Below are 24,960 nucleotides of genomic sequence, written 5' to 3'. Positions count from 1 at the left end.
TTCCTCAAAACGGGTTGTCGACCGTGTTTCGCGGCGGCGGCTGGATAGCACCGGGGGCGCCCGTCGCATCAGGGCCGCCTTGCCGTGCCGGCGGCGCATACTGGCTGCGCAACGCCCCGATCGCAGCGGCACGAGCAGCGGGGGCGGTCGCGGTATAGGCCTTGCGCAGCAGATCCCTACCCCCTTGGGTTAGCAGCGCCTTTGACATCACCCAGGGTGTTACGACGGACACGGCGGCGGCGGCGGGATGCCCCATAAGGCCCTCGCGAGCTGTCTCCAGCATGTGCACGGCTCCCGTCGTCCCCGAAGGGTTAGCGCCGGCCTTGTCGCCCGCTCGCGCCATCGTGTCCGTAACATCCTTGATGTCTGCGATTTCCTTTTTCGTGAAGCCCAGCTCTTCGAGCTTTGGCTGTACCCGATCCATCTCTTTGCGGAATCTGGCGAACGAGATAGGAGCTGCACCGGGTACGTCGTTCTTCGCCGCTTCCAGCCCGTTGCGCAACACAAATGCCTTTGTGTCGTTGAGCACATCGGGCGCATGCTGCTGGAGGATGGTTGTGACCGAGCGGGCCTCGCTGGGCTGCATGTTGAGATACCGGCGGGCGATAGCTTCCGGCGCCCTGGTCGATGCGGTCTGTCCACTGAACGCGGCGTCGGTCACGTCTTCGCCGAGCAGCTTACCGAGCGCCGACTTTTCGATAAAAGTGATCGAATCGGATGCCTTCCGATAGTTCGTGTTGGCGGTTTTCAGCGCCTTCGCGATGGGCGTCGATGCAGTGCTGGCTTCGTCGAAGTCACGATTGATCGCACCGAACAGGCGTTTCGCGAGCACCTGGTTCGCATTCGGATCGATGTCGGAGAATACGTTCCCCGAGCGACGGGCGGCGCGCCCCCACGCCGAACGGGTCTTCATGGCATCGCCGATCGTGTGCGTCGCTGCACCAGTAGCGGATGGTGCGGCAGGGATGCCCGACCTTGCAGGTTGGCCTTGCGCATTCAGAATCGAAGACGGAGGCTGCGCAGGTGCACCCGCTCTCGTGGTCGTAAGTGCTTCCTTGATTTTCTGGGCTTGAGCGGCAATCTTTTGCGCATCGGCTCCAGGTACGTTCCTGTTTTCGTCGATGATCCTGTCGAGCGTGTCCATCGTGTTCCTGTAGCCGATCACTGGCTTGTCACCGGCCAACTGGCGAACGGCGTCATAGTCCGTCTTCGCCTGCGCATCCCGCACTGCGTCGATCTTTCTGACGGTCCCGCCATAGGCACCCCGAAGCCGCAAGCCAATCGCCTCAGGGTCAGCAGTCGTACCCTTGCTGATCTGATCGGCAAGCTCGTTCACGCGGTTGGCGCCCGCCGTGACCTGTGCAAGCTCGTCAGCGCGCGCAGTCCCTTTCGACGGGAACAGTTCACGCAACCGGTTCTCGACAAACTTCAGGGCAGTGCTGCCCGTCTCCTGCCCGATCGTGAGCGGGATACCGGAAGCCTGCGACGCACGTGCAGCTTCGGAAGGCGGCTTGGGGATGCCGCGTTCTGCGCCAGCTACGCCGCCCAGACCGCCGCCGAGCAGTGTGCCTGCGATCTGCCCGGTTGTGCCGCCGATCTGGCGCCCTGCCTCACCGCCAACGCCCGAACCGATCGCGGCTCCGACTCGACCAAGTGCGCTGGCGCCGCCACCGGGGATGGCAGCAGACGGAAGCGCCTGCAAGCCGGCCGCAGCCAGACGCTGGAGGTTATTACGGGGCTCGGCGGACGGGCCAATCGTGCCGTGCTCGCGCATCAGGCGTTCGATGTTCTCGGTGCTGCCCGCCATGGGCTTCTCGCCAGCTACATTCTGCGGAGCACCGATCAGCCTGTTGAACCGGTTCGCCTCGGGCGTCTGCATCGCCGAGCCGAGTTGCCTGCCGATCTCGGCGGGCATGCCGAGCACGCTTGCGGCACCCTTCGCGAGGTTCCCGCCGACGAACCCCGCGAGCGTTTGCGGTGGTTGCTTCGGCGCTGGTGCGGCCGGTTGGGCGGCGTGCGGCGACGCCTTCCCGCCATCTTCGCTCACCTTGGGAAACGCGGCCCACTCGTCGTAGCCGGTTTGCCCCAGGATCTTGCCAACGTAGTCGCGAGTCTCCTTCGGGAGCTTCGCAAGGTCTGCACCGCCCTTGATCCATTTGTCCGCGTTGGCGGGTCCCCAATTGTAGGCGGCGGCTGCGTATGACTGGTTGCCGTCGTAGCGCTTGAGCATCGCGTTCGCGTAGTCCCGTCCAGCGCGTGCGTCATCCTCCGGCGTGCCGTTCGACGGCTTCACGCCGAACCCCGGAGCGATCGCCGTGGAAGGCATCACCTGCATGCTGCCGCGTGCGCCCGAAGCCGGGTTCACGATGCCCGCACGTGTATCGGATGCGCCGCCCGACTCGTTCATGTGAACCGCATCGACAAAGCTCACTGTCTTCGGTGCTTTTTGCCCACCGCTCACCGGCGGGAAGGCATCCCATTCGCTAGCCATTACGGAACCCTCCGGGTTACACCATCAGGCGATATGAATTCGGTCCCTGACGGCAGCTTCCTTGCTTCCGCAACCGACTTGACCCGTACAGGGCCACCGCCACCTGAAGCGCCAGCACCTTTGCCATCAGACGGCAGATACGATGCGGCTTCAGGGCTCAGATAGTCGCCGAAGTCATCGCGCCCGGTGCTCTTGCGGTACTGACGCTCCATTGCTTCGAGCTTGCCCGCCATCAGTTCGCGCACCTTCTGCATCACACCGGTCATCTGCGCAGGCGTATTCGCGTTATCAAACAGTTGCTGGATCTCCTTGCGATCCTCCAGCGTGCCGCCGCCCGCACCCACGATCGCCTTGACCACCTCCCCCGCAACGATTGCCTTCTGCGCGCCGAAGTCACGCGGCGCCGGCTGCCCCGCTGCGTCCGCGATGCGATTGGCGAACGCGTTCCACGCGGGCACGCCTCCGTTCTTCAATTCGCGGCTCGTCTCCTGCAGATTGCCCACGTGCGAGAACGCAGTATTGATCGTGTTGACCTGCTGACCGCCCTTGCCGGTCGCCCAGTACTTCTCCGCCGCCGCCTTCGTCCCGTAATCCTTCGCGTCGTAATCAGGATTGAGTTGCGTCACCCGGGCCATAATTTCCTGCGCACCCTTCGCGCGGGACGAAAGAGGGATCGGCGCCATGCTGCCCGACGCGATCGCCTGCGCGTTGCTCTCCCAGGTCGTGTTCGTGAGTGGCTTGCCGTAGTCGGTCACGTCGCCTGCACCTACGCCCGGCGTGAAACGGCTGCCCGTCTTCGTGAGACCGGATGCCGGCGCGCCGCCCAGCTCCACGGGCACCGCTTCTCCGGTGCGGGTGTTGAGCCGATAGTTCTTGCCCGACGCCTCTGTGACAAGCGTCCAACCACCCGCTGCCGACGAGTCTGCCCGGGCGTCGAGCGACGCGCGACGGTACTCTGCGGTCTCCCTCTCGCGTGCCCTGCGGTCCTGTTCCTGTGCTGCTGCCAGCTGTTGCTTCGACTGGTAATCAAGCATGGGCATCATCTGCTGAAGCACGGCAGGACGATCTTCCGGCGCGATGTTGTTCTTTTCCATCCACTGCACCGCGCCCTGCAACGACATCGGGCCGTTCGTGGTCGAGCCACCTGCACCCGCGTCCGTCTGCATCGGCGGCGCAGGAGGGGTGGAGAGCGCCGAGGGTGCCGCTTGCTGTGGCGGCGGACTGGCCGGCATCGGACGGAAAGGCGGCGGTTGCCCACCCGCTCCGACAGGCTGCTGCTGCATCTGCTGAGCCTGTCGCGTCGCGTGCTGCATCCCGGCCTGCACGCCCGCCGCATAAGCCTGCTGGACGGGTGGAGGCGGCATCTGGTTGCCCACGCCCATCATCGCCGACTGCCCCTGAGTCTGCATCTGTCCTTGGGATTGGCCGGGCTGCTGCATCGGTTGAGACGCCTGCCCCGGCGCGGGTGTTTGGGACGGAGGCGCGAGCAGGTTGCCGCCCTGCGAGGTTTGCGGCTGCTGGCCCAGCGATGCGAGGTATTGGCCGTAGGCCTGTTGCGCGGTTTGTGCACGCTGGCGGTCCTGTTGCGCCTGCTGCTGTTGCTGCTGGCGTTGCGCGCCCATCTGCTGGAATAGCGCCTGGTAGTCTGCCCAAGTGGCCATGCTCATTCTCCTTGCGACTTGCCCGGGCCTTGCATCGCATCGCCCTGTTTCAAAGCCTGACGGTCCGCGAATTCGTCGATCGCGCGACGGATCAACTCCGCGACGCTCAATCCCGATCCGTTCGATAGCACCCGCAGGCGCATGACCTGCTGAGCTGCCAGATGGATTGCTGTTCGACGCATTGCGCGCACCTTAAGGTATGTCTATAAGCACTATCATAAGCAGTACTAACTTATAATGCAAGCTTTTGATTTTATTGGGTTTTGTATAGCAGTTGCTATAGCTGGATCTGTCGCGGGGGTTTCGAGGGGCCAGCGAACTGGCAGAAAAACGCCAGTTGGTTTCGTGCATGTTGTTTCGATGGCGGCGCGCGGAAATGCCGGTGGGATTTCATGCACCCGGGGGCCGTGGGATCCCGAGGCTCCCAGAGTTCGGGGTACGCGGGTTGGAGATCATTACAAAACTTTCATCGATGTTTTTCCGGTTCGCGGATTGGAAAGATGGTCTCAGCCGCGAAACCACCCCGACGGCGGGGGCCGCCTGGCCCCCAGAGTTAGGTAAATGCAAGGCGCCGGGGTGCCTATCCTCCATCCCCCGGCCTGTCTGCTCGGGCTTGCGGGTGGGGTGGCTGTTGCGTCCGCCGCTGGCAGCGTCGTCGCATTGCTGATGCGTTACGCGCGAGCGAGAACGCGTTGCAGTTGGATCAGCGACCATTGACCGCCGCGAGCAGTCTTGATGCCCAAGGCGTTCAGTTCTTCGACCATCGCGCGTTGCGTCATGCCGGCGGATTTGAACCCTGCGAGCACGTTCGACAGTGACGCCGCGAAGTCATCAGCGGCGCGCTGGCGGGCTTCGATGTTCGGCTTGAGGTTGGCCGACCCGGTCGCGCCGAGAACAACACCACGGGCCTTGGCGGCGCGCAGTGCGTCTTTCGTGCGCTCACTGATACGCTTGGCTTCGTGCTCGGCGAATGCCGCCAGAATGTGGATAGTCAGCTCAGAGGCCTCTGGCATATCGACGGCGACAAACTTGACCTTCGATTCCATCAGGCCGGCAATGAACGCGACGTTGCGCGCCAGGCGATCGAGCTTCGCGATAAGCAGGCGCGCGCCGGTCTTGCGGCACATCTCAAGCGCTGCGCGAAGCTGCGGGCGCCTGGCGATCGCATCAAAGCCCTTACCGGTTTCAGTCTCGACGAACTCACCGATCAATTCCCACTGGCCACCGTTGAGGAATCGGGTGGCGGCTTCCCGCTGGGCTTCGAGACCCAAACCGCTGGCCCCCTGACGTGCTGTCGAAACTCGCAGGTACGTCACGAACTTACCGTTTGCCATCTCGATTCCCCTTCTGACTTCATTTCAGGACCTTCGTACAATGTGTAGTCATGATAGGCCGACACTGATCGAAATGCAATGAGACGTTACGACGCTGGAATCCACTCGACAGTTGCGAGCACGTGGGACCGCTAAAGCACTGAGTAGTAAAATGCGCAGCACCGACGTTAGGCAGATCCCCACCAAGTGGTTCACAGAAGAATGATGATGAAAAAGACGCTACTGTTATCGATGCTGCTGCTAGCCGGATGCGCAAGCGTTGCGGACATCGACACCAGCAAACTTGATGCGAATTGCGCGCAATCCTGTACGGCGAAGTATTCCGACTGCCTCGGCAAATTCACTCTCTTCCCACTAATGGCGCAGCACCAATGCACTGATGCCATGCATCTGTGTGCGGCTGCGTGTCCCGCAAGGACAGCCGATGTGCCGGCCCCAGCGGGCAGCACGCCGCAGAGGCTTGCGGATCTGAGCGATCTCTATAAGCGCGGCCTGATCACCAAGGAAGAGTACAACTCAAAGCGCGCAGAGATTTTGAAGGGCATGTGATTGAGGGCGTCAGGTTTGGCGCGATCGTTTAGGGCGTCATTTCAGCCTGAAACCATTATCGACGAGTAACTCGATAATTCGCTGAAGCTTCGCATTTGCCGATCGGATCTCGCCAACGAGTTGGTAGAGCAGGTGGAGCAGGTAGACGACTGCGCCGGCCCCAGCACCGAGAAGCATCTTTTGCCACTCCGTCGTTGTCGATGCTCCGCTTTCCATGCGGCGTTGTATCCGTCCTGATACGCAGGCCCATAGCCGTTTTGCGCGGCATAGCCATGTGAGTTCATGTACCCGTCGTTATAGCCGGTGTTGTACTGCTGGCTATAAGACGGCTGTGGTTGCTGCGGCACCGTTTGATTCTGGTAACTCTGGTAAGCCGGCAAACCGGCAAGGGTCCACGCGAACACATTGAACGACAGGCTCATTCCCGCGATCAGAAAAATGCGCTTCATGTTTTTTCCCGTTCTACTTCGATCTGTCTGACCCGATCCTCCGCCGGTTGCGCATGAGCGAACCCGGGCCACGTGCCGGCACCGGCTGTCGTGGATATTTTTGACGCTCGCACCGCACCTCTTTTTGCCACTAAAACACAAACCCCGATCCGCAAACCCCGAATCAGCCAAAGTCTTGCCTGGCGCGCGATTTTACTCCTGCATTCCATTTTGGAATCATTTCTCGAATCTAATTCATTTTTTGCATTTCGATGGTATCCGCGCCCTCAGTAGTCAATCGCCGGTGGTCCGTCCTTCTTACGTGGAAAATCTCTTGTGCGCAGGGGTGGTCTCGCGGCCCGCAAGCCGCGCCCACCACCCAAGGAAAGGGCTCACCGGACGAAAACAGGTGTGCCCCCGTAGGGGGTGAAATTTCGTCCGTCGCATTCGCTTGCTGGGTAAGGGTTTGCGCGATTCAGGACGATCGACCGGCTCAATTTCGTCCGGCTTCGCGCAAACCCATGCTGGATAAGGCTGAGCGACGGACGAAAATAAAGCCGGTCGAAAAAATAATTTCGTCCGGCTTCGCGCAAACCCTTGCCGGATAAGGCTGAGCGGGGGACGACCGCTGCTAAAATCCACTTCGTCCGTCGCTCAGCCTTGCTGGATAAGGGTTTGCGGGGAATAAAAAAAAAGCCGGACGAAACTTTACGCTATTCGTCCGGCTTTTTCTGTTCGTCCGACTTGCTTATTTAACGTTAGGATCGTCCGTAGCGAAATCGTCGGCTACACCCTGCTCGACGGGCATATCCCCCGGAGCGAGCACGCTACGCTTTGCGCCCGGAGGTTGAATTTCTTTCAGATGGCCATCTCTCAGCATGGCGGGCAATAGCTCGCGCAGTTCGTATTGAGAGGCCCCTAGCACCTTGTTCACGCCTCCGAATGCCTCCCGAAAGCCGGTGACTGTGTAATACCTTCCTTCCTCCCCATCCTTTGGCACCGCGCGATCGCGTATCAGGGTGACGATCCTGCCGCGCAGGTCGTTCTCCCCTTCTTTGTCCGTCGCTGCCTGCTCAGGCGTGACCTCGGTAGCATCGGCGCGGTGCAGGAAACCGCCGACGCCTTTTTTGAGCCAGACCTCCCGCACCGGCGGGCCGTAGTTGAATTTGCCCGAGTCAACACGCACATACTTCCATCGGTCTGCGACGGGAACGTCTTTCTTCTTCGCTGCGGCTTCTGTAAGGGTGCTCATCATGAAGGTCATGCGCGCGCCGTCGGTCAGGCCGGAAGACCCCCGGAATGCGGTATTTGACGGATCGTCGTCCCTGATCGAGGTCTTGTTCACATGCGCCGTAACGAGCACAGTTGCACCTGTGGCGGCTCGGATGCCCTCCAGTACTTCGATAAAGCGCGTGGCGCCGTCAGCATCGTTCTCATCGCCTCCCCGAAACCGGCTTGCAGGATCCAGAACGATCAGCTTCAGTCCGGGTATCTGCTTCGCTGTGTCGATGATTTCCTGTACACGAGCGGTATTGACCGACCAGCCGCCGCGCTGCTCCTGTTTGAGCAGGCGCACATCGTTGCCTACTAGCGAGGTCACGAAGAAGCTATTCACGATCGCTGCGCGCTTCGCACGTTTTGTTTCTTCGTCGTCATCCGCCGTCATCTGCCCAAACGTGTTGTGCACGCGCCGGTGCAGTTCCTCCGATTCATCTTCCGAGCACAGCAGCAGCGAAGCTCCTCTTTCCTTCACCTCCCACTGACCTGCGAGCTTATCGCCGGTCGCCAGGCACAGACCTGCCTGGATCGAGAGCTGCGACTTGCCTGTGCCCCCTGCTGCCCCCGCCAGAGCGACGGTAGCCGCCGGCAGGAAATTCGCGAAGAGAAAGCGGCGCGGCGCAGGCAGCGTGTCGAGGAAACCGCCAACGCGCATAAGGTTGAGATCACCGAGGAACGACTTTTTTACGGGTTGGCCCTCCTGCGGGGCGTCCACTGAGTCGAAATCCTCCGCCAGCATCCCGTGCTCGATGGCGTGCGCGGCCTCCGGGGCGTAAAACTTCGCGGCGTTGATCAGCGTGCGCACGGTGGCGGTGGGTCCGCTCGTGCGCTCGATGGATGGCCAGCGGTGGTCAACGTCCTCCAGCTTGAGCTTCCCTGAGCGACCTGCCATTTCAATGAACAGCTCCTTGCCTTCCTCGCTGCCGCCGGTCGCGCGGTACACGGCCGCCATGAGCGGGATGTAACTGCCACCCTGCGCCGCCTCTTGCCCCTCATAAGGAATCTCATGCTCACCGCTGTTCGGAATCAGATCGCAGAGCGCCTTCACATGCCTGAGCCCGATCGTCATGTTGTCGACACTCACAGCAGCGCGTACCGGACGCTCCAGCACCGGAACTGCATCGCTGCATTGCCACTTCCATTCGCTGTCGAGCACGGCGTGGCGCGGCATGAGCGCTTCCTCCCCCGGCAGGTCGTCCGCCGGGTCGCCGTACAGATCGAGCGGGAGGGACTTGCCGCCCAGCGGCAGGACGAACATATGACCGCACCGGGTGCCCACGTCCTGCTTGGGGAACACCTCACCTTGCGACGCGACGACGCCACCCGTGCCGTCAGTGAGGCCTTCCCCGGCGAGCACTTCGCGCAGCAGCGCGCGAACGCTGTAGGCGTGCTGGGGCTCGTCCCAGATGAAGATCAGGTGGATGCCACGGCCGCCGCTCGAACGGAACTCGTGCGCCTTGAGTCCGCGCCGGTCAGCATGCCCGATCAGACGCCGTGCCGTGGCCACCATATCCGGCCAGCTCGTCGCGCCCTTGTGACTGTCCAGATCGAGCAGGGCGACGCGGGTTGTGTCCGAGCCCTTCGCCATCAGGTAGAGCCCTACCTGCGCGCCGCCGGTAAGGTGTGCACGTAGCGTGGCTTCCGGCAGGGGTGCGTAGACACACGCGGGGCCTTCGCCACCTTTCACGGCATGGATGTCGCCGCGCAGACGCTGCGTGAGCGGCTGAATCCACTCCAGCAATGCGGTACGCGCCGACAGATCATCCTCGCCACCTTCCACGCCCAGATAGAGACTCGCGAGTAGCCTCTTCCAGAGGGAACCATGCTTGCGGTGGAAGCCCTCGCCCGGTGCGCGGGCAGCACCCGGCGCTGGCGGGAGGAGGAAAAGGACGTCGATAAACGAGAAACGGGTGATAGAATGAAGTCTCATGGTTTTACCTTTGAAATCAGTGATTTGAGCCCCGCCCGCACAGCGGGGTTTTTCTTTTGGGGCATCAGTTCTGTTCAGTTTGTTCAGCAACCATAGGCAGGGGAATCGGCTCCTTCGAATGGAGCACGGCGCGCAACTCGCCAACGTTGAACAGCCTGTTGTCGCCGAACTCGCGCGGTGCGGGCAACGTGCCAGCGGCCACGTGCCGCAAGACGCTCGAACGCGAGCACGCAAAAAGACCCTGCACAACTGCCACCTTCACATACGCCGAGTTCGGCAGACGGTCGAAGTTTTCGAGAGCTTCATTTAAGACGGGCTTAGACACTTTAGGACTCCTAATGAAGTTAACTGAAACAACATGGACCGGGTATAAAGAGCCCGAACGCTTCTTGCAACGCCTAACCCATTGAAAATAAAGCGGTTTCTTATAGCAATTGCTATAAACGTTGGCGCGCCGCCAGCACCGGGGGCGGTGCGGGGCTTTCGAGATACGTGGGGCGGGGATGGCTGGCGGGTTTCCCGGGTTTGGTGTCGGTCATCGGCGTGCCAGTGCCCGCACGACAATGGTCCCAGATGCCTCGTGGGTCGATACCACGAAGAATTCTGGCTGTGCTTCGAGCCACGCCGTGCACACGACGCGCGTTCCGGTGAAAAGCGGATAGCCGCGTTCGGACTCGATCACCCAGGGTGCGGAATTCACGTCAGGCGTAACGGAAATTGCATCAGGCGGTGCGGAATCTTTTCCGTTACGCTTCGCTTTCCGGCGTTCGCGCCACCGTGCCTGCCTTTGAGCGTTGGTCTGCGCGTCCGGTTTGCGCGGCCTGCCCCGCCGGCTCTGCTCGATCGCGCGGGCGGGCGGCAGCGAGTCAGTGATAAGCGCGGGTTCGAAGTCGGATCTCAGCATGATGTTCCCCCAGCCTGCGGTGCGTGCAGCCAGCACTGGCGCGCGGCGGTCAGTCGATGATCGAGCACGGCCTCAACCTGCTCGCGCGTCTTCGCAGGCCACCTGCCGACGAACTCAACCCGGCCGTCCATGTCGGCAAGCACGTACCGGCCACGGGGATAGCGCCCCAGCACGTCGACTGGCAGGAAAACGCCGTCCTTCTCCTCAACGCGATCGATGGCCGCCTGAACGAGCACCCCCGCCAGCCACACGGCCCATACTGCGCGCTCGCTGCGCGCCGCACGCCAGTACACCGGCAGGGTGAGACTCTTCGGCAGCTCGCGTGCGAGCGCGTCACACGCATCGGCGCGATTGCGCGCGACACCCGGGAAGAGGGATTGCAGAATGGTTTTCAGCATGGTTTTTTCCTTTTCGATCAGATAGCGTCATATTCCCGCCCCCTGCACCAGTGACGCTATCAGCAGCACCGGAAACAGCGGGGGCATCAGCAGAAAGTACAGCAGGACGAACATGGTCAGTGCACCGGGGCGGCGCGCACGGCGTCGGCCTTCTGCATGTGCGCCACCTTCAGGATCGCCTGGTGCAGATCTTCGTCGTCACTCCAGTCGCCCACAAAGGCAACTTCGCCGCCGTCGCCGAGCATCGCGTAGGGGCCAATGGGCACCTCACCGTCAGGCCCTACAGGGCAAATCGCGCCACTCTCGTCTTCGAGCACGTGCGCGATGAGGAACAGCATGACGTAGCGGCCTTCCCGCACGGCCACCGTGGTGTAAGGCAGTGCGCCGGCTGTGGGGCGCTTCTTCAGGCCATGTGTGAGGCCTTTCGATTGCGCGGGCGTGAGGTGGTAAGCGTTGATATTCATGGTCTTTTCCTTGATGTCGTTTTGAGGCTCCCGGCGTAACGTGCCACCGTGGTCGGGAGCCCTCCCTTTTGTTGCCTGGTACTGCTAACTACGTTCTGCAAAGTCCAATACCGTCTAATGCGGCTTAAAGCGTCTGTGACCTAAAACCGCCAGGTGTCTTTCCCGTACTTCGTATCCATGTACCCGGTGAAAGCCGCACTGGGGTCCGGCGCGTAATAGCTGGACGCCCGCGATATCGCCGACGCTAACGAATGGGTACAGTTCCGGCCCCCGCGCCGTCAGGACAAAGAACACAGAGCATCTCTCATCCGGATTCCAGCCCGCAGGGAGCGGATATCGTTGGCCCGGCAGGGCCTCAGCACGGTACAGTGTGAGTGAACTATCGATTGTCATGCGTTACCTTCTGGTTTTAATGCCAGAAAATTCTCAAGCGCGCTAACCGCAACGCGCAGCCTGGCTTCTTCCTCCGCAGTCCACTCGCCGATGAACATCGTTTCAAGCACGCCGGATGTATCGACGACAACGTGCGGGCGCATGGCGCGTGTCCCGTCGGCGGCTGTAGGAATCATATGCCCGTCCGGCGTGAGCACCGCGCGGTTCGCGAAGAAGTACATCGGTTCGCCGTCGTGAATCAGCACGATCGCGGCGGGCGCGTCGTAGAAGAACGAAATCTCGTCTGCGTCGGCTGCGATCATGAAAAGCGCCCCGATACGAAAGCCCCGCCCGCGCCGCGTGGATCGATTACCCAGACGCCGCGCCGCGTGCACGTCAGGCCGGCGCGAGCCAGTTCATCGTCAGGCAGACAACGAGGAAGTACGTTGCCTTCATGGTCAGCCCGAAGCGGCCTGTGCCGTTCAAGCGCATTTGCAGCGAACCGGCGATCACAGTGCGCGCATCGGGTGCCCTCCTTTAGGAAGAAGTTCCTCATGCCTCCTCCGCGTACTTTGCATAAGGTTTCGTGATCCAGAAACCGGCGCTGTTGATCGACATACCCCTCGTGCGCATCTCGCCGTCGGACATACACCGTCGATCACAGCTGAATTCACCTGTGCGGTGCCAGTCGAATGCCGTGGAGCTGTTGAAGTATTCGCGGCAGCCGGCGCATTGATTCCGGTCGCCGCTGAGAGTACGTCCGTTCATGGCGTGTCTCTCCGGTTCAGAAGAATTTGCGCATACCGGCGTCGGTCGACTGAGGGGCGCGCCGCCGCGTAGACGGTCAGCAGGCCCGACAGGCCGGTCGCCCCGATAGCGAGGTAACCGTCGACTCCGGTCGCCTTGCAGATCGCCTCCATGCGGGCAATTGTGCCGGCCTTTACCTCCGCGAGCACCTGCAACCAGTGGTTGGGCCTCCCTGGAAGGAAGAAAGACGGAAGTCCCATCCGCAAATCCGTCTGGATGAAAGGGACGCCCTCGGTTTCAAGCATCTTGCGCCAATCGACAAGAAGAGCATCGAACGTCAATACGGTCAAAGGTAGTACGCGCGGAGACATCTCACACCTCCGCTTGAGCAGTAAGCGCGGCGCGCAGCTCGCCGACGTTCCAGACCGTGCTGGAACCGAACTTCCTGGGCGCGGGAATGGCGCCCGACTTGACGCGTCGCCATACGCTGGAATGCGAACACGCGAAGAGTGATTCGACGACTGGCTGCTTTACGTGTGCGGAATCGGGGAGTTCGTCAAAATGACGTAGCGATTCGGCGATGAGGGTTTTGGTTTGGGTAGGCATTGCATGGCTCCGGGTGAAACGACAGGAACCATGCTGCGGCACACTGGCCGCGTACTCACTACCAGAAAACCAGCGGGATTAATCCGTATCGGCCTTGCGGGCGTATTCGTCGCGGCGCTTCATGTCGGAGTTCGCACGCGCTGCTGTCGCGTTCGCGGAGTAGATATTCGTCGCATTGCCGATGCCCGGATTCGCTTCCTCTACGGCCGCAGCAGCGTTCTCCAACGTCGCGCCCGCCTCCATTTCCTCGCGGACCTCGATCGCCACGTCAAGGTGCTTCTCGCGCCTCGCCGGCTGCCCGCGAGGCTCAACCAGGCCCATCACCTGCACGATGGCGCGATAGTGCTGCGCTTCGTTGCCGGCGCGCTTTCCGCCAGCGGTGCGTGGCGCTTCGCGCGCATCTTTGAGCGCAACCACTCCGCTCAGTATCTGGTGAATGTAAGCGACAAGTCCTGGATCGACAGAGGCTCCGGTCTTCAGGTCTTCGCAGAATAGCGCCAGCAAGTGACGCGCCGCCATCGTGTCGCCGTCTTTTGCTGCACTCAGGTATCGCGGCAACAAATCGCGATCCATCTGGATCGGTACAGGTCGGCGGGTTTTGGGCTTTTTCATGGGATCGACCTAGGCAGCAATGCCCCGCAAAGGTGTTACGTTCCATTCGGCGCCGGTCTCGCACGCGTGCAGAAACTGCGACCACAGTTCGAGCGCGTGACGACGTTCGCGCAGGTAGTCGCCTTTGTCGTAAACCCCTTCCACCCCGGCGAGTTTATGATTCAAGACGCGTTCGCTGATGTCCCGGTCAACTCCCATTGCCCTCAGGTGGCTTTTGATTGTCGAGCGCATGTCATGTGGCGTGAAGCGACGAACGCCGGTGAGGGGGCTATCAAAGAGGCGATTGAGGGCGGCCCATAGCGTGTTTTCCGCCTGATGCGTGTCGCCGCCTGCTTCGGCTTTGCGGCGCGCCTGTCTGGCTGGCAGGACGAAATCTGATCCAGCAGCCAGATTTTTCAGTTCCTCTAGCCAACCGACTACGTGCGCGGATAGCGGCACCGTGAAAGCCGCGTTGTTCGACGCCCGTGTTTTGATGCGCTCGGCGGGCACGGTCCACGACGCATCCTCGCCGAGATTCACCTCGGACCACCTCGCCTTGAACAGTTCGCTAGACCGGACGCCTGTCGCGAGCAGGATCCGCAGGCACAGCCCGTTCTGCCGCCCGACTGTATCGACCGAAGTCAGCAGCTTGCGTAACTCGGCTTCGGTCAGCATCAGGCGCTGACGGCGCGGCGGGCGCGGTCCAAGAATGGCGGATAGCTCGATTCCCGCACACGGATTGGACGTAATGATCCGCTTTCCGGCAGCGTGGGCGAACAGCCTGTTGGTCGTGTTTAGCATCAGTGCTGACGTCGGCCAGGGCTTCTTCGCATCCTCAACCATTGCGATGATGTCGCCGGCCTGCACGTCACGCGCGAGCATGGGGCCAAGCTTCGGCCCGATAAACACGTCGAGATGGTAATTGTGGGAGAGGCGGGTCTTTTCCGCTTTGGCGGGGAGTACCTTGATCCGGTAATCCTCAACTAGCTGGCGCACCGTCAGAGCTGTAACCGCCGCCGTCTTTTCGCGCCGCCGGATGAGGGAAGGGTTCTCTCCATTGGCGATCTGCACCCGACGTGCGGCGGCGTCCTTGCGAGCCTGCGCAAGACCTACGTCCGGGTAGCGCCCCAAGGTGATCTCGCCGCGCCGCCCCCCGTGCCTGTACCGAAGCACCCAGGCAGCGAGGCCTGCCGCTGACAGGGTGAACGTGAGGCCGTCGCCGTCCGACTTGGCGACAGGCTCACCCGCGTTGACCCAGTGCCGTAACTGCGTGTCCGACAGGACTTTGGATTCTCTCTTTGCCACCGGTAGCTACCTTCAGGAATCGTTGGGTAGCTAAGGGTAGCTACCCGTCTAGCTACCCATTTTAGGCGTGATGTCGTGATATCGCAAGACACGGCGCGGAAGGGTCGATTCCACAGAACCTTTGTGCGGTGGACGATTCTGGGCGACTGCTGAATTCTAGAGAGACTGTGTGAAACTTTATTTCATCTTGGTGAATTTCAGTTTCATCACGCTATTGTAAGTGACGCGCCCGCCGATGCGCCCATGCGCCGCGTCATTTCCGCGTCCGGGCACTTTCTTGCAGGCCGCGTCGGCGGTGGTTCGATTCCGCGTGGCCCGGCGCGTCTCAATACACGCCTGGAACGCCCGGCGGCCGGGTCTTGAAGCGCTTGTGCACCCAGTAGTATTGCTCGGGTATCAGCGGAATCTGTTCTTCGAGAAAGGCGTTCATGCGCCGCGCGTCGGCGTCGTCGTCGCCGGTCGGATAGCCGTCCCACGGCTTGAACACCTTGAGCCGGTAACCCTTGTAGTTCGGCAGCACCTCGCCGATGAACGGCACGACCTGCGCATGGCCGACCTTCGCCAGACGCCCGACCGCGGTTAGCGTGCAGGTCGGCACGCCGAAGAACGGCACGAAGGTGGAATTGCGCGCGCCGTAATCCATATCCGCGCCGAGCATCACCGGCTTGCGGTCGCGCAGCCAGCGCAGCACGACGCGGGCGCTGTCGGCGCGGCTTGCCATGTCCGCGCCGAAACGCCCGCGCGCCGCCTTGGCGACTTCTTCCAGCTGCGGGTTCGACATCGGCTGATACAGCGAGCCGCATTGACGCTTGAGCGAGTAGTTCAGAAAGATCGAGCCGGCTTCGATACCGACGAAGTGCAGGCCGAGGAACAGCGTGGGCGGCAGGTTCGGGTCCGTCAGATCGATCGCGCTGTCGAGCTGGATCAGTTTTTCGAGCTTTTTCGCAGAGCCGAACCATTGCACGCTGCGCTCGAGGTAGCTTCGGATCGCATGACGAAAGTGCTTCTGCGCGACGTCTTCGCGGCGCTCGTCGCTCCACTCGGGGAAGCAGAGCTTCAGATTGGTGTGGACGATGCGCTTGCGCCGGCTCGGAATCTGATAGAGCAGCCAGCCGAGCCCGTCGCCGAGACGGGCGACGAAGCCATAGGGCAATAGTGCGAAGAGTTTCAACAGCCCGATCGCGAAGCTGGCGCCATAACGGCTCAGCATGCCGCCCCCGGGAACGAGGGGGTGCGCGTGACGGATTTCAGGAAAGCGGAAAAATTGACGGAATACCGCACTCGTGGACACCCTGTGACATTCTTAGGAAGTCGCTATAATAAGGGCTTCGCCGAGTTAATAGACAACTTGCGGGGCGAAGCTGGCGGGCGCGATCCATGGGATACGCGCCGGCCGATCAGGTAATCCGCTAAAGCGTCGCCGCTTCAAGACTCCCCGAAGCTGGCTACGTGAAAATCAACCGTAACCACCAAAAAGGAGTCTGCAACGTGGCAAACGACTATCTCTTCACTTCCGAATCCGTCTCCGAAGGCCATCCCGACAAAGTCGCGGATCAGATCTCGGACGCCATTCTCGACGCGATTCTGGCCCAGGACAAATACTCGCGTGTTGCCGCTGAAACGCTGTGCAACACGGGTCTGGTCGTGCTCGCCGGCGAAATCACCACGACCGCGAACGTCGATTACATCCAGGTTGCGCGCAACACCATCAAGCGCATCGGCTACGACAACACCGACTACGGCATCGACTATCGCGGCTGCGCGGTGCTCGTCGCGTACGACAAGCAATCGCCGGACATTGCCCAGGGCGTGGACCGCGCGCACGACAACAACCTCGATCAAGGCGCCGGCGACCAGGGCCTGATGTTCGGTTACGCGTGCGAGGAAACGCCTGAACTGATGCCGCTGCCGATCCACCTGTCGCACCGTCTGGTCGAGCGTCAGGCGAATCTTCGCCGTGATGGCCGCCTGCCCTGGCTGCGCCCGGACGCAAAGTCGCAGGTTACGGTGCGTTATGTCGACGGCAAGCCGTATTCGATCGACACCGTCGTGCTGTCCACCCAGCATTCGCCGGACATCGATCTGGACACGCTGCGCGAAGCCGTGATCGAAGAAGTCATCAAGCCGACGCTGCCCGCCGAACTCATCAAGGGCGACATCAAGTTCCTCGTGAACCCGACCGGCCGCTTCGTGATCGGTGGTCCGCAAGGCGATTGCGGCCTGACGGGCCGCAAGATCATCGTCGATACGTACGGCGGCGCGGCGCCCCATGGCGGTGGCGCGTTCTCGGGCAAGGATCCGTCCAAGGTCGACCGCTCGGCGGCTTATGCTGGCCGCTATGTCGCGAAGAACATCGTGGCCGCCGGCCTCGCGTCGCGTTGCCTGATTCAGGTGTCGTACGCGATTGGCGTCGCGCAGCCGACCTCGGTGATGGTCAACACGTTCGGCACGGGCCGCGTGTCGGACGCGACGATCACGCGTCTGGTGCAGGAGCATTTCGATCTGCGTCCGAAGGGCATCATCCAGATGCTTGATCTGCTGCGCCCGGTGTACGAGAAAAGCGCAGCCTACGGTCACTTTGGCCGCGAAGAGCCGGAATTCACGTGGGAAGCCACGGACAAGGCGCTGGCGCTTGCCGAAGCCGCCGGCACGGAACCGGTCGCTGCGCTGGCGTAAGAAGCGCTAGTCGCCCGCTTCAGCAAAAAACCCCGCCGGCGCAAGCCGGGCGGGGTTTTTTATCGCGTGTTGCTGGTTGCCGGTGCGGCCGCGCCGTGTGCGGCTGGCTTACGGCATCACGCGCCGCGACGTGCGGCGCTGGGTCGACACCACACATGTGCCGCTAGTAGGGCGGCGTGCTCACGAACCGTCCTAGCGGCTCGCGAACGCGAACGCAAACCAGCCGCTGCTGCTCGTCGACATCCGACGCGGGCGGCGACTCGTATTCTGCGGCGCGGCGGGCGCTGCGCGTTTCGCGGCGGTAAGGCGCAGCGGAGCCGGTTTGCGCAGCAGCGTGCGCAGCGAAAAACGGCGCGAGCCACCTTGCAGACGCAGCGTGGAGAAGAACGTGTGGAACCATGTGCGAATACCGTCGACCGATCTGGCATCGCGCCATTGTTCGCCCAACGCGCGAGCGCGGGTGGCATGGTGACGCAGCGCGCGCACCACATGGCGGCGGGCGGGACGCGCCGCTTTCAATGCGGCGCGGGTAAGACGGGTGCTCAGAAGAGTGTGCATGGCTTCACAAGTGGGCAGCGTGTCGCGCGACGGGATGTGCTCCAACAGGAGCACCAAATATGCCAATGGCGGTGTCGCGATGGACGACTCGCAAGCGCTGAATTCGACGGGAAAAGGCACGGAGGTCGGCGGCATGGGCCTGGATAGCCTGCGCGCGACGTAGAGGTGCGGGAGCAGCGATCAACATGCGTGCAGGCTACACGTGATTCGTGACGGCAGAAAGTCGGTTTTTACCCTGCGAATCCGGGTTTTTCCGGGGATGAGCCGTGCCCTGTGCGGGTACGGTCAGGCCCTTTGTGGTCGATTTTCGTGCGTGTTTGCCCATCGAATGTGCCGCGTGATCGATGTTTGCGCGGGAACGTCGTGCGTCAGGCGGAAGTGCCGCGGCCGGCAAAAGCGCGCAGCGTGATTGCGCCCGCTTTACAATCGAGCAATCGAGCATCAGCTAGCCGACGGTAACGGAACACCATGTCACTCCATTCGAAGAAAGAACAGATTCAGACGTTGCGGGAGCAGGGCTTTGTCGTGGTACCCGGGTTGGTGTCGCCCGAGCGTTGCACCGAGCTGAACCAGATCGCGCAGCAGCAGTTGCTGGAAGCCGCGGCGCCGATCGAGTTCGAAGCGGATCTGCAGTACCCCGGCGCACCGTCGTCCAAAGACGCGCCCGGCGGCCACACGGTGCGCCGGCTGCTGGATGCGTATGGGCGTCATCCCGCTTTTGCGCAGTGGGCGACCGCGCCGGAAATTCGTGGCTGGATGGAGTTGTATTTCGGTGAGGAGCCGCGTCTGTCGCGTGCGCATCACAACTGCATGATGACCAAGCATCCCGCGTATGGCAGCTTGACCGGCTGGCATCGCGATGTGCGTTACTGGTCATTTGAGCGCGACGATCTGGTGTCGGTGTGGCTCGCGGTGGGTTCGGAAACCGTCGATAACGGCGCGCTGTGGCTCGTGCCGAAGTCGCACAGCGCGGCGTTCACGTCCGACCGGTTCGACGAAGCGAAGTTTTTCCGCGCCGATGTGGAAGACAATCAGGCATGGATTCGCACGGCGGTGTCGCCCGAGCTGAAGGCCGGCGACGTGGTGTTCTTCCACTGCAATACGCTGCATTCGGCCGGCAAGAACCTCAGCGATCAGGTGAAGTTTTCGCTCGTGTACACGTATCACGGCGCGAGCAACGTGCCGTTGCCGGGAACGCGCTCGGCCGCGAAGCCAGAGGTGGCGTTCTAGGTCGTCGATCTGCGAAAGGTGGCGCCTGTCCGCGTCCCCGCTTGCCGGCGCAAAACGGGGAACGCGAAACGGGAAACGTGAGACCCCGACGCGAGGCGCCGCGCGAAGGCACGAACCACTACCGTTTGCGCCCGGACATCGCCACCCCGGTCAGCCCGGCAAACGTCGCCACCACACCGGCCACGATCAGGACGATCGCCTTGTTGCTCGGCGAACCGGTCAACACGCGCGAGACGTCGCTGCTCACCGAATTGAACGCCTGCCCGCCGAAATACAGCAGCACGACCCCGCCGACAATCAGCGCGATTGAAATCGCCTTCGTCATGTAGTCCTCCCCTAAGCTTCGATCGGCCAAAGTGTAGGGGACCTGCATGCGATCGTCCATCCTGCATACTGGGTGTCTGCACGCAGCGCGTCGATTGGCTACCATAGCGGTCTGGCTGCACGACGACTCAACCTATAAATGCAGCATGCCTCCCGCACGGCGCGATTGCCTCATGCCCGCAATGATTATTGGGCGACCTCACTGACAAGGACATTAGCAATGGCTTACGAAGCAGCTTCAGAACGCTATTCGGAGATGCAGTACCGCGTCTGCGGCAAGTCGGGTCTCAAACTGCCGGCGCTCTCGCTCGGCTTGTGGCACAACTTTGGCGACACCACACCGATCTCCACGCAGCGCGACATCCTGCGCACGGCGTTCGACCTCGGTATTACGCACTTCGACCTGGCGAACAACTACGGGCCGCCGTACGGTAGCGCGGAAACCAACTTCGGCCGCCTGTTCAAGGATGATTTCAAACCGTACCGCGACGAACTGCTGATTTCGTCGAAGGCGGGTTGGGACATGTGGCCGGGTCCGTACGGCCAGGGCGGCGGCTCGCGCAAGTACGTGCTCGCCAGTCTCGATCAGAGCCTGCAACGCATGGGCCTCGACTACGTCGATATTTTCTATTCGCATCGCTTCGATGCCGATACGCCGCTCGAAGAGACTGCCGGTGCATTGGCGAGTGCCGTGCAGCAGGGCAAGGCGTTGTACATCGGCATTTCGTCGTACTCGGCGGCGAAGACGCTCGAAATGACGAAGCTGCTTGCCGAATACAAGGTGCCGCTGCTGATCCATCAGCCCGCGTATAACATGCTCAATCGCTGGATCGAACACGAACTGCTGGATGCGCTGGAACAGGTCGGCGCTGGCGCGATCGCGTTCACGCCGCTCGCGCAAGGCCTGCTCACCGGCAAATACCTGAACGGCGTGCCGGACGATGCGCGCGTCAACAAGCCGGGTGGCGGCTCGTTGAAGCAGGAGCATCTGAGTCCGCAAAATATCGAGCACGTGCGCAAGCTCAACGACATCGCGCAGCGTCGTGGGCAGAGCCTCGCGCAAATGGCGCTTGCGTGGGCGCTGCGCGATCCGCGCGTGACGTCCGTGCTGATCGGCGCGAGCCGCGCGGAGCAGGTGCGCGAGAACGTCGGCGCGTTGAAGAACCTCGCGTTCTCGAAGGAGGAACTCGCGGAGATCGATCGCTACGCGACCGAAGGCGGGATCAATCTTTGGGAAAAGCCGTCGACGGATCAGGCGATCTGATCAGCGCGACCAGCCTCCCGCTGAGACAGAAGAAACGAAACAAAGCCGCCCACGAGGCGGCTTTGTTTTGCGCTACACCAGCGCCGGCAAACCTTCAACGAGCGCGACCGCACAGATCACGCCGATCAGCGCGCCCAGCACGCGCAGCGCGTTGTGCCGCAGTTCCGTCTTGCAGGGAAGCGCACCGACGAACAGAGCACCGGCGAGCGCCATCGGAATGACCAGGATGAAATCGCCGATCGTGAAGTAGGTCGTCATATTCGTCTCCTTATGTAATGGCTGGCGAAGGCGCCGGCTCGATGCCCGAGCTCATGAACCGGCCACGCTCAATTCGAGTATAGGAGACGGTTAGATCAACGTAACAACGCCCAGCGACGCCGCAGCGGCTTTTCGCAAGCTGCTGAACCCAGCCGCCGCAAGGCTCGGCGCGATTGACGCAGCGCAACAGGCAGAGCGAAAAAAAGCAGCGTTTGATTACGCTGGCCTTACTTTTGGGCCTTGTCCAATGCGCGTTGGGTTGCGGGTCACGCGCTGGCACGGCGGCGGCAGCGCACGGAACGCGAGCATCGACAGAAGGTTTAGCAGGTCGATCGTGCCGATCGCCATGCGCCACGAAAACAGATCCGCGACGACGCCGGAAATCACGCGTCCCGCCATCCCGCCGATCGCGGTGCCGTCGACATAGAGGCTCATCGCGAGCCCGAGCCCGTCGGGATGCACTTGTTCGGCGAGGTAAGCCATCGTGACGGCGGGCACGCCGCCGAGCGCCACGCGGCGCGATGGAACGCCACGGCGATGCGAGCGCACAGCACGCACAGCACGCGGCGCTCCGCACCGCTTTCATTGCGTCGAAAACGTGGGCTAGCCATGCGCCGCCGCATCGCTCGCAGGCGCCGACGGATGCACGATCTGTTCGTCGGTCGGCAACGCCGATGCGTCCCAACCGCCGCCGAGCGCCTTGACCAGCGCGACGCTCGCGGCCATCCGGCGGCGCGCGATCGCCACCGCGTTGCGTTCGTTGGTGAGTGCCGTCGTTTGCGCCACGACCACGTCGAGATAGGTGATCGCGCCGTTTTTGTACCGGTCCGACACCACCGCCAGCGAACGCTGCGCGGCCGCCACCGCGTCGTCCTGGGCGATGGCTTCCTGTTCCAGCACGCGCAGTGCGGCGAGATTGTCCTCCACCTGGCCGAATGCGTTCAGTACCGTCTGCCGGTATTGCGCGACGCTTTCGTCATAGTGCGCGCGAGCCTGTTCCTTGACGGACGCGCGTGCGCCGAAGTCGAGCAGCGTACCCGCGAGCGTCGGTCCGAGCGACCACAGCCGGCTCGGCGCCAGTAGCCACTGACTGTAGTTGGTCGCTTCGAGTCCGCCCGTCACCGACAGAATCAGGTTCGGGAAAAACGCCGCAGTCGCTACGCCGATCTGCGCGTTCATCGCGGCGACCTGCCGTTCCGCTGACGCGATGTCGGGCCGTCGTTCGAGCAGGGCGGACGGCACACCCGCTTGCGCCACCACCGGCACGGCGACGAGCGGCGCCACCGGCAGCGAGAAGGCGGAAGGCGTCTGGCCGATGAGGATCGCGATCGCGTGTTCGAGTTGCGCGCGCTGCACGCCGAGGTCGAGCGCCTGCGCCTGGGTGGTTTTCAGCTGCGTTTGCGCCTGCGCGACATCGGCGTCGGTGGCAATGCCGCCGGCGTAGCGGTGCTGCGTCAGATCCAGCGCTTCCTGATAGGCCTTGAGCGTGTCGTCGAGAAGTTGGCGCTCCTGATCGATGCCACGCAATTCGAAGTAGTCGGTTGCGAGTTCGGCTTGCATCGACAGCAGCGCGGCCTGTGCGTCGGCGGCGCTGGCCTGCGCCTCGGCTTTCGCACCTTCGACGCTGCGTGACACACGGCCCCATAAGTCCGGTTCCCACGATGCATCGGCTTGCACGAGGTAATCGTTCAGCGTGAGGCCGGCCGTCGATTTGTGCAGCACGTTCTCCGAGGTCCGCGTGCGCGAAAAGTTCGCGCTGGCGCTGACCACCGGGAAGAAGGCCGAACGATATTGCGCGACGGTTGCGCGGGCGGCGCGAAAGCGTGCTTCGGCGGCTTGCACGTTCTGGTTGGCGGCGACGACCTGCTGTTCGAGTGCATCTAGCGATGGGTCCGCGTAGATATGCCACCAGGCGCCGCGCGTGAGCGCGTCGGCGGGTTGCGCGGGCTTCCAGCCGCTGCCTTCGAGTTCCTTGTAGGTCGCCGCGGTGGTCGTGGGCGGCCTCACGTAGTCGGGACCGAGTGTGCACGCGGTGAGTGTGCAGGCCAGCGTCAGCGCGAATGCCGAGGCGAGCGCCGAAGTGCGTGCGGCGACGCGAACGCAGCGGCGCGTGGGTTGCTGGACGACGGCGCGTCGCAAAACCGGCGTACTCATGATGACGTCCTCGCGGACGGCAAAACGTCGGCATGCGCTGCCGATGCGCTCGTCGCCGCCGCGCCGGACTCGCTCGCCGATCCTGCACCGCTTGCAGCGGAACCAGCAGCACTCGCTGCATCTGTGCCACTGCCTGCCGCGCCAGACGCGCCAGTGGAACCCTCGCTGCCCGCCGCCCGCTCCCCCTGGCGCGGTACGATCCGCACCGGTGCGCCATCGACGATCGAGTCCTGCGGATTCAGGATCACCTGCTCGTCGCCACGCATGCCGGACGCGATCGCGACGCGCGTGCCGAAGTCCGTGCCCAGCGACACCGCCAGCAACTTCACCTTATGCTGTGCATCGACCGTCGCGATCTTCACGCCATCCGGCCGGAACAGCAAGGTGTTGCCGGGCAGCGTGAACGGCGCCGCGCCCGCGCCCAGCACGAAATGCACCTGGGCATACGCGCCCGGCAGCAACTCGCCGTTGCGATTGTCGACATCGACTTCGACCAGCATCGTCCGTTGTTGCGCATCGACAGCGCCCGCCGTGCGCGCCACCGTGCCCGGATAATGTCTGGACGGCGTCTCGGTCAGCGTCAGAAACGCCGTCTGCTGTGCGCGCACTTGCTGAGCGTACGCCTGCGGCACGTTCACATACACGCGCAGCCGATCCGCCTGCGCGACATGGAACAGCTCCTTCGCGGGCCCTCCAGCGCTGCCCGCATCGATCAGCGCACCGACATCGACGTTGCGCGCGGTCACCGTGCCATCGAACGGCGCGTAGACCTTCTGGAACGACTGCGTTTTTTCCAGGCGTGCGACGTTGAAGTGCGCCGCGTCGAGCGTGGCCTTCTTCGCGAGCATGTCGCCGACCTTTTCGTCAGTCTCCTGCTTCGAAACCGATTTGCTCTTCAGCATCTCGGTCCAGCGATCGGCGGTGCTTTTCGCCAGCGCATAGTTGGCTTCGGCGTTGGCGAGATCCGCGCGGGCGGCGCGCAGTTGATCGTCCACTTCCGGCGTGTCGATTTCCGCGAGCAACTGGCCGTTCTTCACGCGCGCACCGATGTCGGCGTACCACTTTTTCAGGTAGCCGTTGGTGCGCGCGTAGATCGGCGTATCGAGAAACGCCTGAACGTTGCCGGGCAGCACGAGATCGAATCCAGCTGACGACTTCTGCGGCCGCACGACTTCGACGCTAATCTGGCCGGCATGTTCGGCATCGCGTTCGAGCGCTGCATGCGCAGCGTGGCGCGACCAGATGCCTTGCGCCGCGAGCGCGATGACCACCACGGCCGCCGCGACGCCGAGCCAGCGCGCGCGCTTTGCCTTGGCGGGCGCGGGCGTGGTGCCGGAACCGTCTGGACGTTGTGACTCCATCAAACTTCCCCTGTGAAAATGCGTGGGCAGTCGACGCTGCCTCTTGTGTCGTGCGCCGGGTTGCTCATTATCCGTGT

General features: G+C 62.6%; 26 protein-coding genes and 2 pseudogenes. 5 read left to right on the top strand and 23 right to left on the bottom strand.

Features of this window, described 5'->3' with window-relative positions:
* Nucleotides 1–4: 4 nt before the first annotated feature.
* The 5 genes and pseudogenes from BN2475_RS01175 to BN2475_RS01160 form a co-directional block, all read right to left on the bottom strand.
* Nucleotides 5–1,915 carry a hypothetical protein gene (locus tag BN2475_RS01175; RefSeq protein ID WP_245841117.1) on the bottom strand — a complete coding sequence of 637 codons (1,911 nt, stop codon included), beginning with the start codon at nt 1,913–1,915 and terminating at the stop codon, nt 5–7.
* 285 nt (nt 1,916–2,200) lie between these two features.
* Nucleotides 2,201–2,407 (bottom strand): annotated as a pseudogene (locus BN2475_RS36425) (hypothetical protein); the annotation flags it as partial.
* An 83-nt stretch (nt 2,408–2,490) separates the two neighbouring features.
* Entirely contained in the window at nt 2,491–4,152 is a 1,662-nt protein-coding gene (locus BN2475_RS01170) for a mediator complex subunit 15 domain-containing protein (protein ID WP_094777753.1), read from the bottom strand.
* A 2-nt stretch (nt 4,153–4,154) separates the two neighbouring features.
* Nucleotides 4,155–4,334, bottom strand: a complete 180-nt coding sequence (locus BN2475_RS01165; RefSeq protein ID WP_094777752.1) for a ribbon-helix-helix protein, CopG family — start codon at nt 4,332–4,334, stop codon at nt 4,155–4,157.
* Nucleotides 4,335–4,823: 489 nt separating this feature from the next.
* Nucleotides 4,824–5,486, bottom strand: coding sequence for a recombinase family protein (locus BN2475_RS01160; RefSeq protein ID WP_094777751.1), 663 nt, complete (start codon nt 5,484–5,486; stop codon nt 4,824–4,826).
* A 207-nt stretch (nt 5,487–5,693) separates the two neighbouring features.
* Here BN2475_RS01160 and BN2475_RS01155 point away from each other — a divergent pair, with 207 nt between their 5' ends.
* Nucleotides 5,694–6,035 carry an SHOCT domain-containing protein gene (locus BN2475_RS01155; RefSeq protein ID WP_159444510.1) on the top strand — a complete coding sequence of 114 codons (342 nt, stop codon included), beginning with the start codon at nt 5,694–5,696 and terminating at the stop codon, nt 6,033–6,035.
* A 41-nt stretch (nt 6,036–6,076) separates the two neighbouring features.
* Here BN2475_RS01155 and BN2475_RS33335 read toward each other — a convergent pair whose 3' ends face one another.
* The 12 genes from BN2475_RS33335 to BN2475_RS01095 all read right to left on the bottom strand — a co-directional run bounded on the left by BN2475_RS33335 (nt 6,077) and on the right by BN2475_RS01095 (nt 16,268).
* A complete protein-coding gene (locus tag BN2475_RS33335) occupies nt 6,077–6,484 on the bottom strand; it encodes a hypothetical protein (RefSeq protein ID WP_143325709.1) in 408 nt (135 codons plus the stop codon).
* A gap of 727 nt (nt 6,485–7,211) precedes the next feature.
* Nucleotides 7,212–9,671 (bottom strand): AAA family ATPase, encoded by a 2,460-nt coding sequence (locus tag BN2475_RS01145; protein WP_094777748.1) that lies wholly within the window; start codon nt 9,669–9,671, stop codon nt 7,212–7,214.
* A gap of 64 nt (nt 9,672–9,735) precedes the next feature.
* Complete coding sequence (locus tag BN2475_RS01140) at nt 9,736–9,996, bottom strand: helix-turn-helix transcriptional regulator (RefSeq protein ID WP_094777747.1); 261 nt, start codon at nt 9,994–9,996, stop codon at nt 9,736–9,738.
* Between the two features lie 572 nt (nt 9,997–10,568).
* On the bottom strand, nt 10,569–10,973 hold the full coding sequence (locus tag BN2475_RS01130) for a hypothetical protein (RefSeq protein WP_094777745.1): 405 nt from the start codon (nt 10,971–10,973) through the stop codon (nt 10,569–10,571).
* 116 nt (nt 10,974–11,089) lie between these two features.
* Complete coding sequence (locus BN2475_RS01125) at nt 11,090–11,437, bottom strand: hypothetical protein (protein ID WP_094777744.1); 348 nt, start codon at nt 11,435–11,437, stop codon at nt 11,090–11,092.
* Between the two features lie 389 nt (nt 11,438–11,826).
* Nucleotides 11,827–12,132 (bottom strand): hypothetical protein, encoded by a 306-nt coding sequence (locus BN2475_RS01120; RefSeq protein WP_094777743.1) that lies wholly within the window; start codon nt 12,130–12,132, stop codon nt 11,827–11,829.
* A gap of 229 nt (nt 12,133–12,361) precedes the next feature.
* Nucleotides 12,362–12,577 carry a hypothetical protein gene (locus BN2475_RS33330; protein WP_143325708.1) on the bottom strand — a complete coding sequence of 72 codons (216 nt, stop codon included), beginning with the start codon at nt 12,575–12,577 and terminating at the stop codon, nt 12,362–12,364.
* A complete protein-coding gene (locus BN2475_RS01115) occupies nt 12,574–12,927 on the bottom strand; it encodes a hypothetical protein (RefSeq protein WP_094777742.1) in 354 nt (117 codons plus the stop codon). The genes BN2475_RS33330 and BN2475_RS01115 overlap by 4 nt, the downstream gene beginning before the upstream one ends.
* Before the next feature lies 1 nt (nt 12,928).
* The gene (locus BN2475_RS01110) at nt 12,929–13,162 is read right to left on the bottom strand and encodes a helix-turn-helix transcriptional regulator (protein ID WP_094777741.1); all 234 of its coding nucleotides are present in this window, start codon (nt 13,160–13,162) and stop codon (nt 12,929–12,931) included.
* Nucleotides 13,163–13,240: 78 nt separating this feature from the next.
* Nucleotides 13,241–13,774, bottom strand: a complete 534-nt coding sequence (locus BN2475_RS01105) for a hypothetical protein (RefSeq protein ID WP_143325707.1) — start codon at nt 13,772–13,774, stop codon at nt 13,241–13,243.
* Nucleotides 13,775–13,783: 9 nt separating this feature from the next.
* On the bottom strand, nt 13,784–15,058 hold the full coding sequence (locus BN2475_RS01100) for a tyrosine-type recombinase/integrase (protein WP_094777739.1): 1,275 nt from the start codon (nt 15,056–15,058) through the stop codon (nt 13,784–13,786).
* Between the two features lie 325 nt (nt 15,059–15,383).
* Nucleotides 15,384–16,268, bottom strand: coding sequence for a lipid A biosynthesis lauroyl acyltransferase (locus tag BN2475_RS01095; RefSeq protein ID WP_094777738.1), 885 nt, complete (start codon nt 16,266–16,268; stop codon nt 15,384–15,386).
* A gap of 278 nt (nt 16,269–16,546) precedes the next feature.
* Between BN2475_RS01095 and metK the strand changes: the two genes are divergently transcribed.
* Nucleotides 16,547–17,734, top strand: coding sequence for a methionine adenosyltransferase (gene metK / locus BN2475_RS01090; protein ID WP_094777737.1), 1,188 nt, complete (start codon nt 16,547–16,549; stop codon nt 17,732–17,734).
* A 192-nt stretch (nt 17,735–17,926) separates the two neighbouring features.
* Here the strand turns inward: metK and BN2475_RS01085 are convergent, their stop codons facing one another.
* Nucleotides 17,927–18,292, bottom strand: a complete 366-nt coding sequence (locus BN2475_RS01085; RefSeq protein ID WP_094777736.1) for a hypothetical protein — start codon at nt 18,290–18,292, stop codon at nt 17,927–17,929.
* On the opposite strand from BN2475_RS01085, the gene BN2475_RS34135 reads away from it, so the two are divergent.
* The gene (locus tag BN2475_RS34135; protein WP_159444509.1) at nt 18,291–18,455 is read left to right on the top strand and encodes a hypothetical protein; all 165 of its coding nucleotides are present in this window, start codon (nt 18,291–18,293) and stop codon (nt 18,453–18,455) included. The two genes, BN2475_RS01085 and BN2475_RS34135, sit on opposite strands and share 2 nt — an antisense overlap.
* A gap of 305 nt (nt 18,456–18,760) precedes the next feature.
* Nucleotides 18,761–19,522, top strand: a complete 762-nt coding sequence (locus BN2475_RS01080; RefSeq protein WP_094777735.1) for a phytanoyl-CoA dioxygenase family protein — start codon at nt 18,761–18,763, stop codon at nt 19,520–19,522.
* Nucleotides 19,523–19,640: 118 nt separating this feature from the next.
* Here the strand turns inward: BN2475_RS01080 and BN2475_RS01075 are convergent, their stop codons facing one another.
* The gene (locus BN2475_RS01075) at nt 19,641–19,847 is read right to left on the bottom strand and encodes a DUF3185 family protein (RefSeq protein ID WP_094777734.1); all 207 of its coding nucleotides are present in this window, start codon (nt 19,845–19,847) and stop codon (nt 19,641–19,643) included.
* Nucleotides 19,848–20,066: 219 nt separating this feature from the next.
* On the opposite strand from BN2475_RS01075, the gene mgrA reads away from it, so the two are divergent.
* Nucleotides 20,067–21,110: an L-glyceraldehyde 3-phosphate reductase gene (mgrA, locus tag BN2475_RS01070; protein ID WP_094777733.1), complete on the top strand. Its 1,044-nt coding sequence runs from the start codon at nt 20,067–20,069 to the stop codon at nt 21,108–21,110.
* Between the two features lie 72 nt (nt 21,111–21,182).
* Here the strand turns inward: mgrA and BN2475_RS01065 are convergent, their stop codons facing one another.
* The 4 genes and pseudogenes from BN2475_RS01065 to BN2475_RS01050 form a co-directional block, all read right to left on the bottom strand.
* Nucleotides 21,183–21,368, bottom strand: a complete 186-nt coding sequence (locus tag BN2475_RS01065) for a hypothetical protein (protein ID WP_094777732.1) — start codon at nt 21,366–21,368, stop codon at nt 21,183–21,185.
* A 279-nt stretch (nt 21,369–21,647) separates the two neighbouring features.
* A pseudogene (locus BN2475_RS01060) lies at nt 21,648–21,881 on the bottom strand (MFS transporter); the annotation flags it as partial.
* Nucleotides 21,882–21,971: 90 nt separating this feature from the next.
* Entirely contained in the window at nt 21,972–23,522 is a 1,551-nt protein-coding gene (locus BN2475_RS01055; RefSeq protein WP_094777731.1) for an efflux transporter outer membrane subunit, read from the bottom strand.
* Nucleotides 23,519–24,883 carry an efflux RND transporter periplasmic adaptor subunit gene (locus tag BN2475_RS01050; RefSeq protein ID WP_094777730.1) on the bottom strand — a complete coding sequence of 455 codons (1,365 nt, stop codon included), beginning with the start codon at nt 24,881–24,883 and terminating at the stop codon, nt 23,519–23,521. Before BN2475_RS01050 ends, BN2475_RS01055 begins: the two co-directional genes overlap by 4 nt.
* Between the last annotated feature and the right edge of the window lie 77 nt (nt 24,884–24,960).

The organism is Paraburkholderia ribeironis (genome assembly GCF_900019265.1).
Classification (GTDB): Bacteria; Pseudomonadota; Gammaproteobacteria; order Burkholderiales; family Burkholderiaceae; genus Paraburkholderia; species Paraburkholderia ribeironis.
The sequence above is the reverse complement of the archived record's forward strand: the minus strand, read 5'-3'. Positions and strand labels throughout refer to the sequence as shown.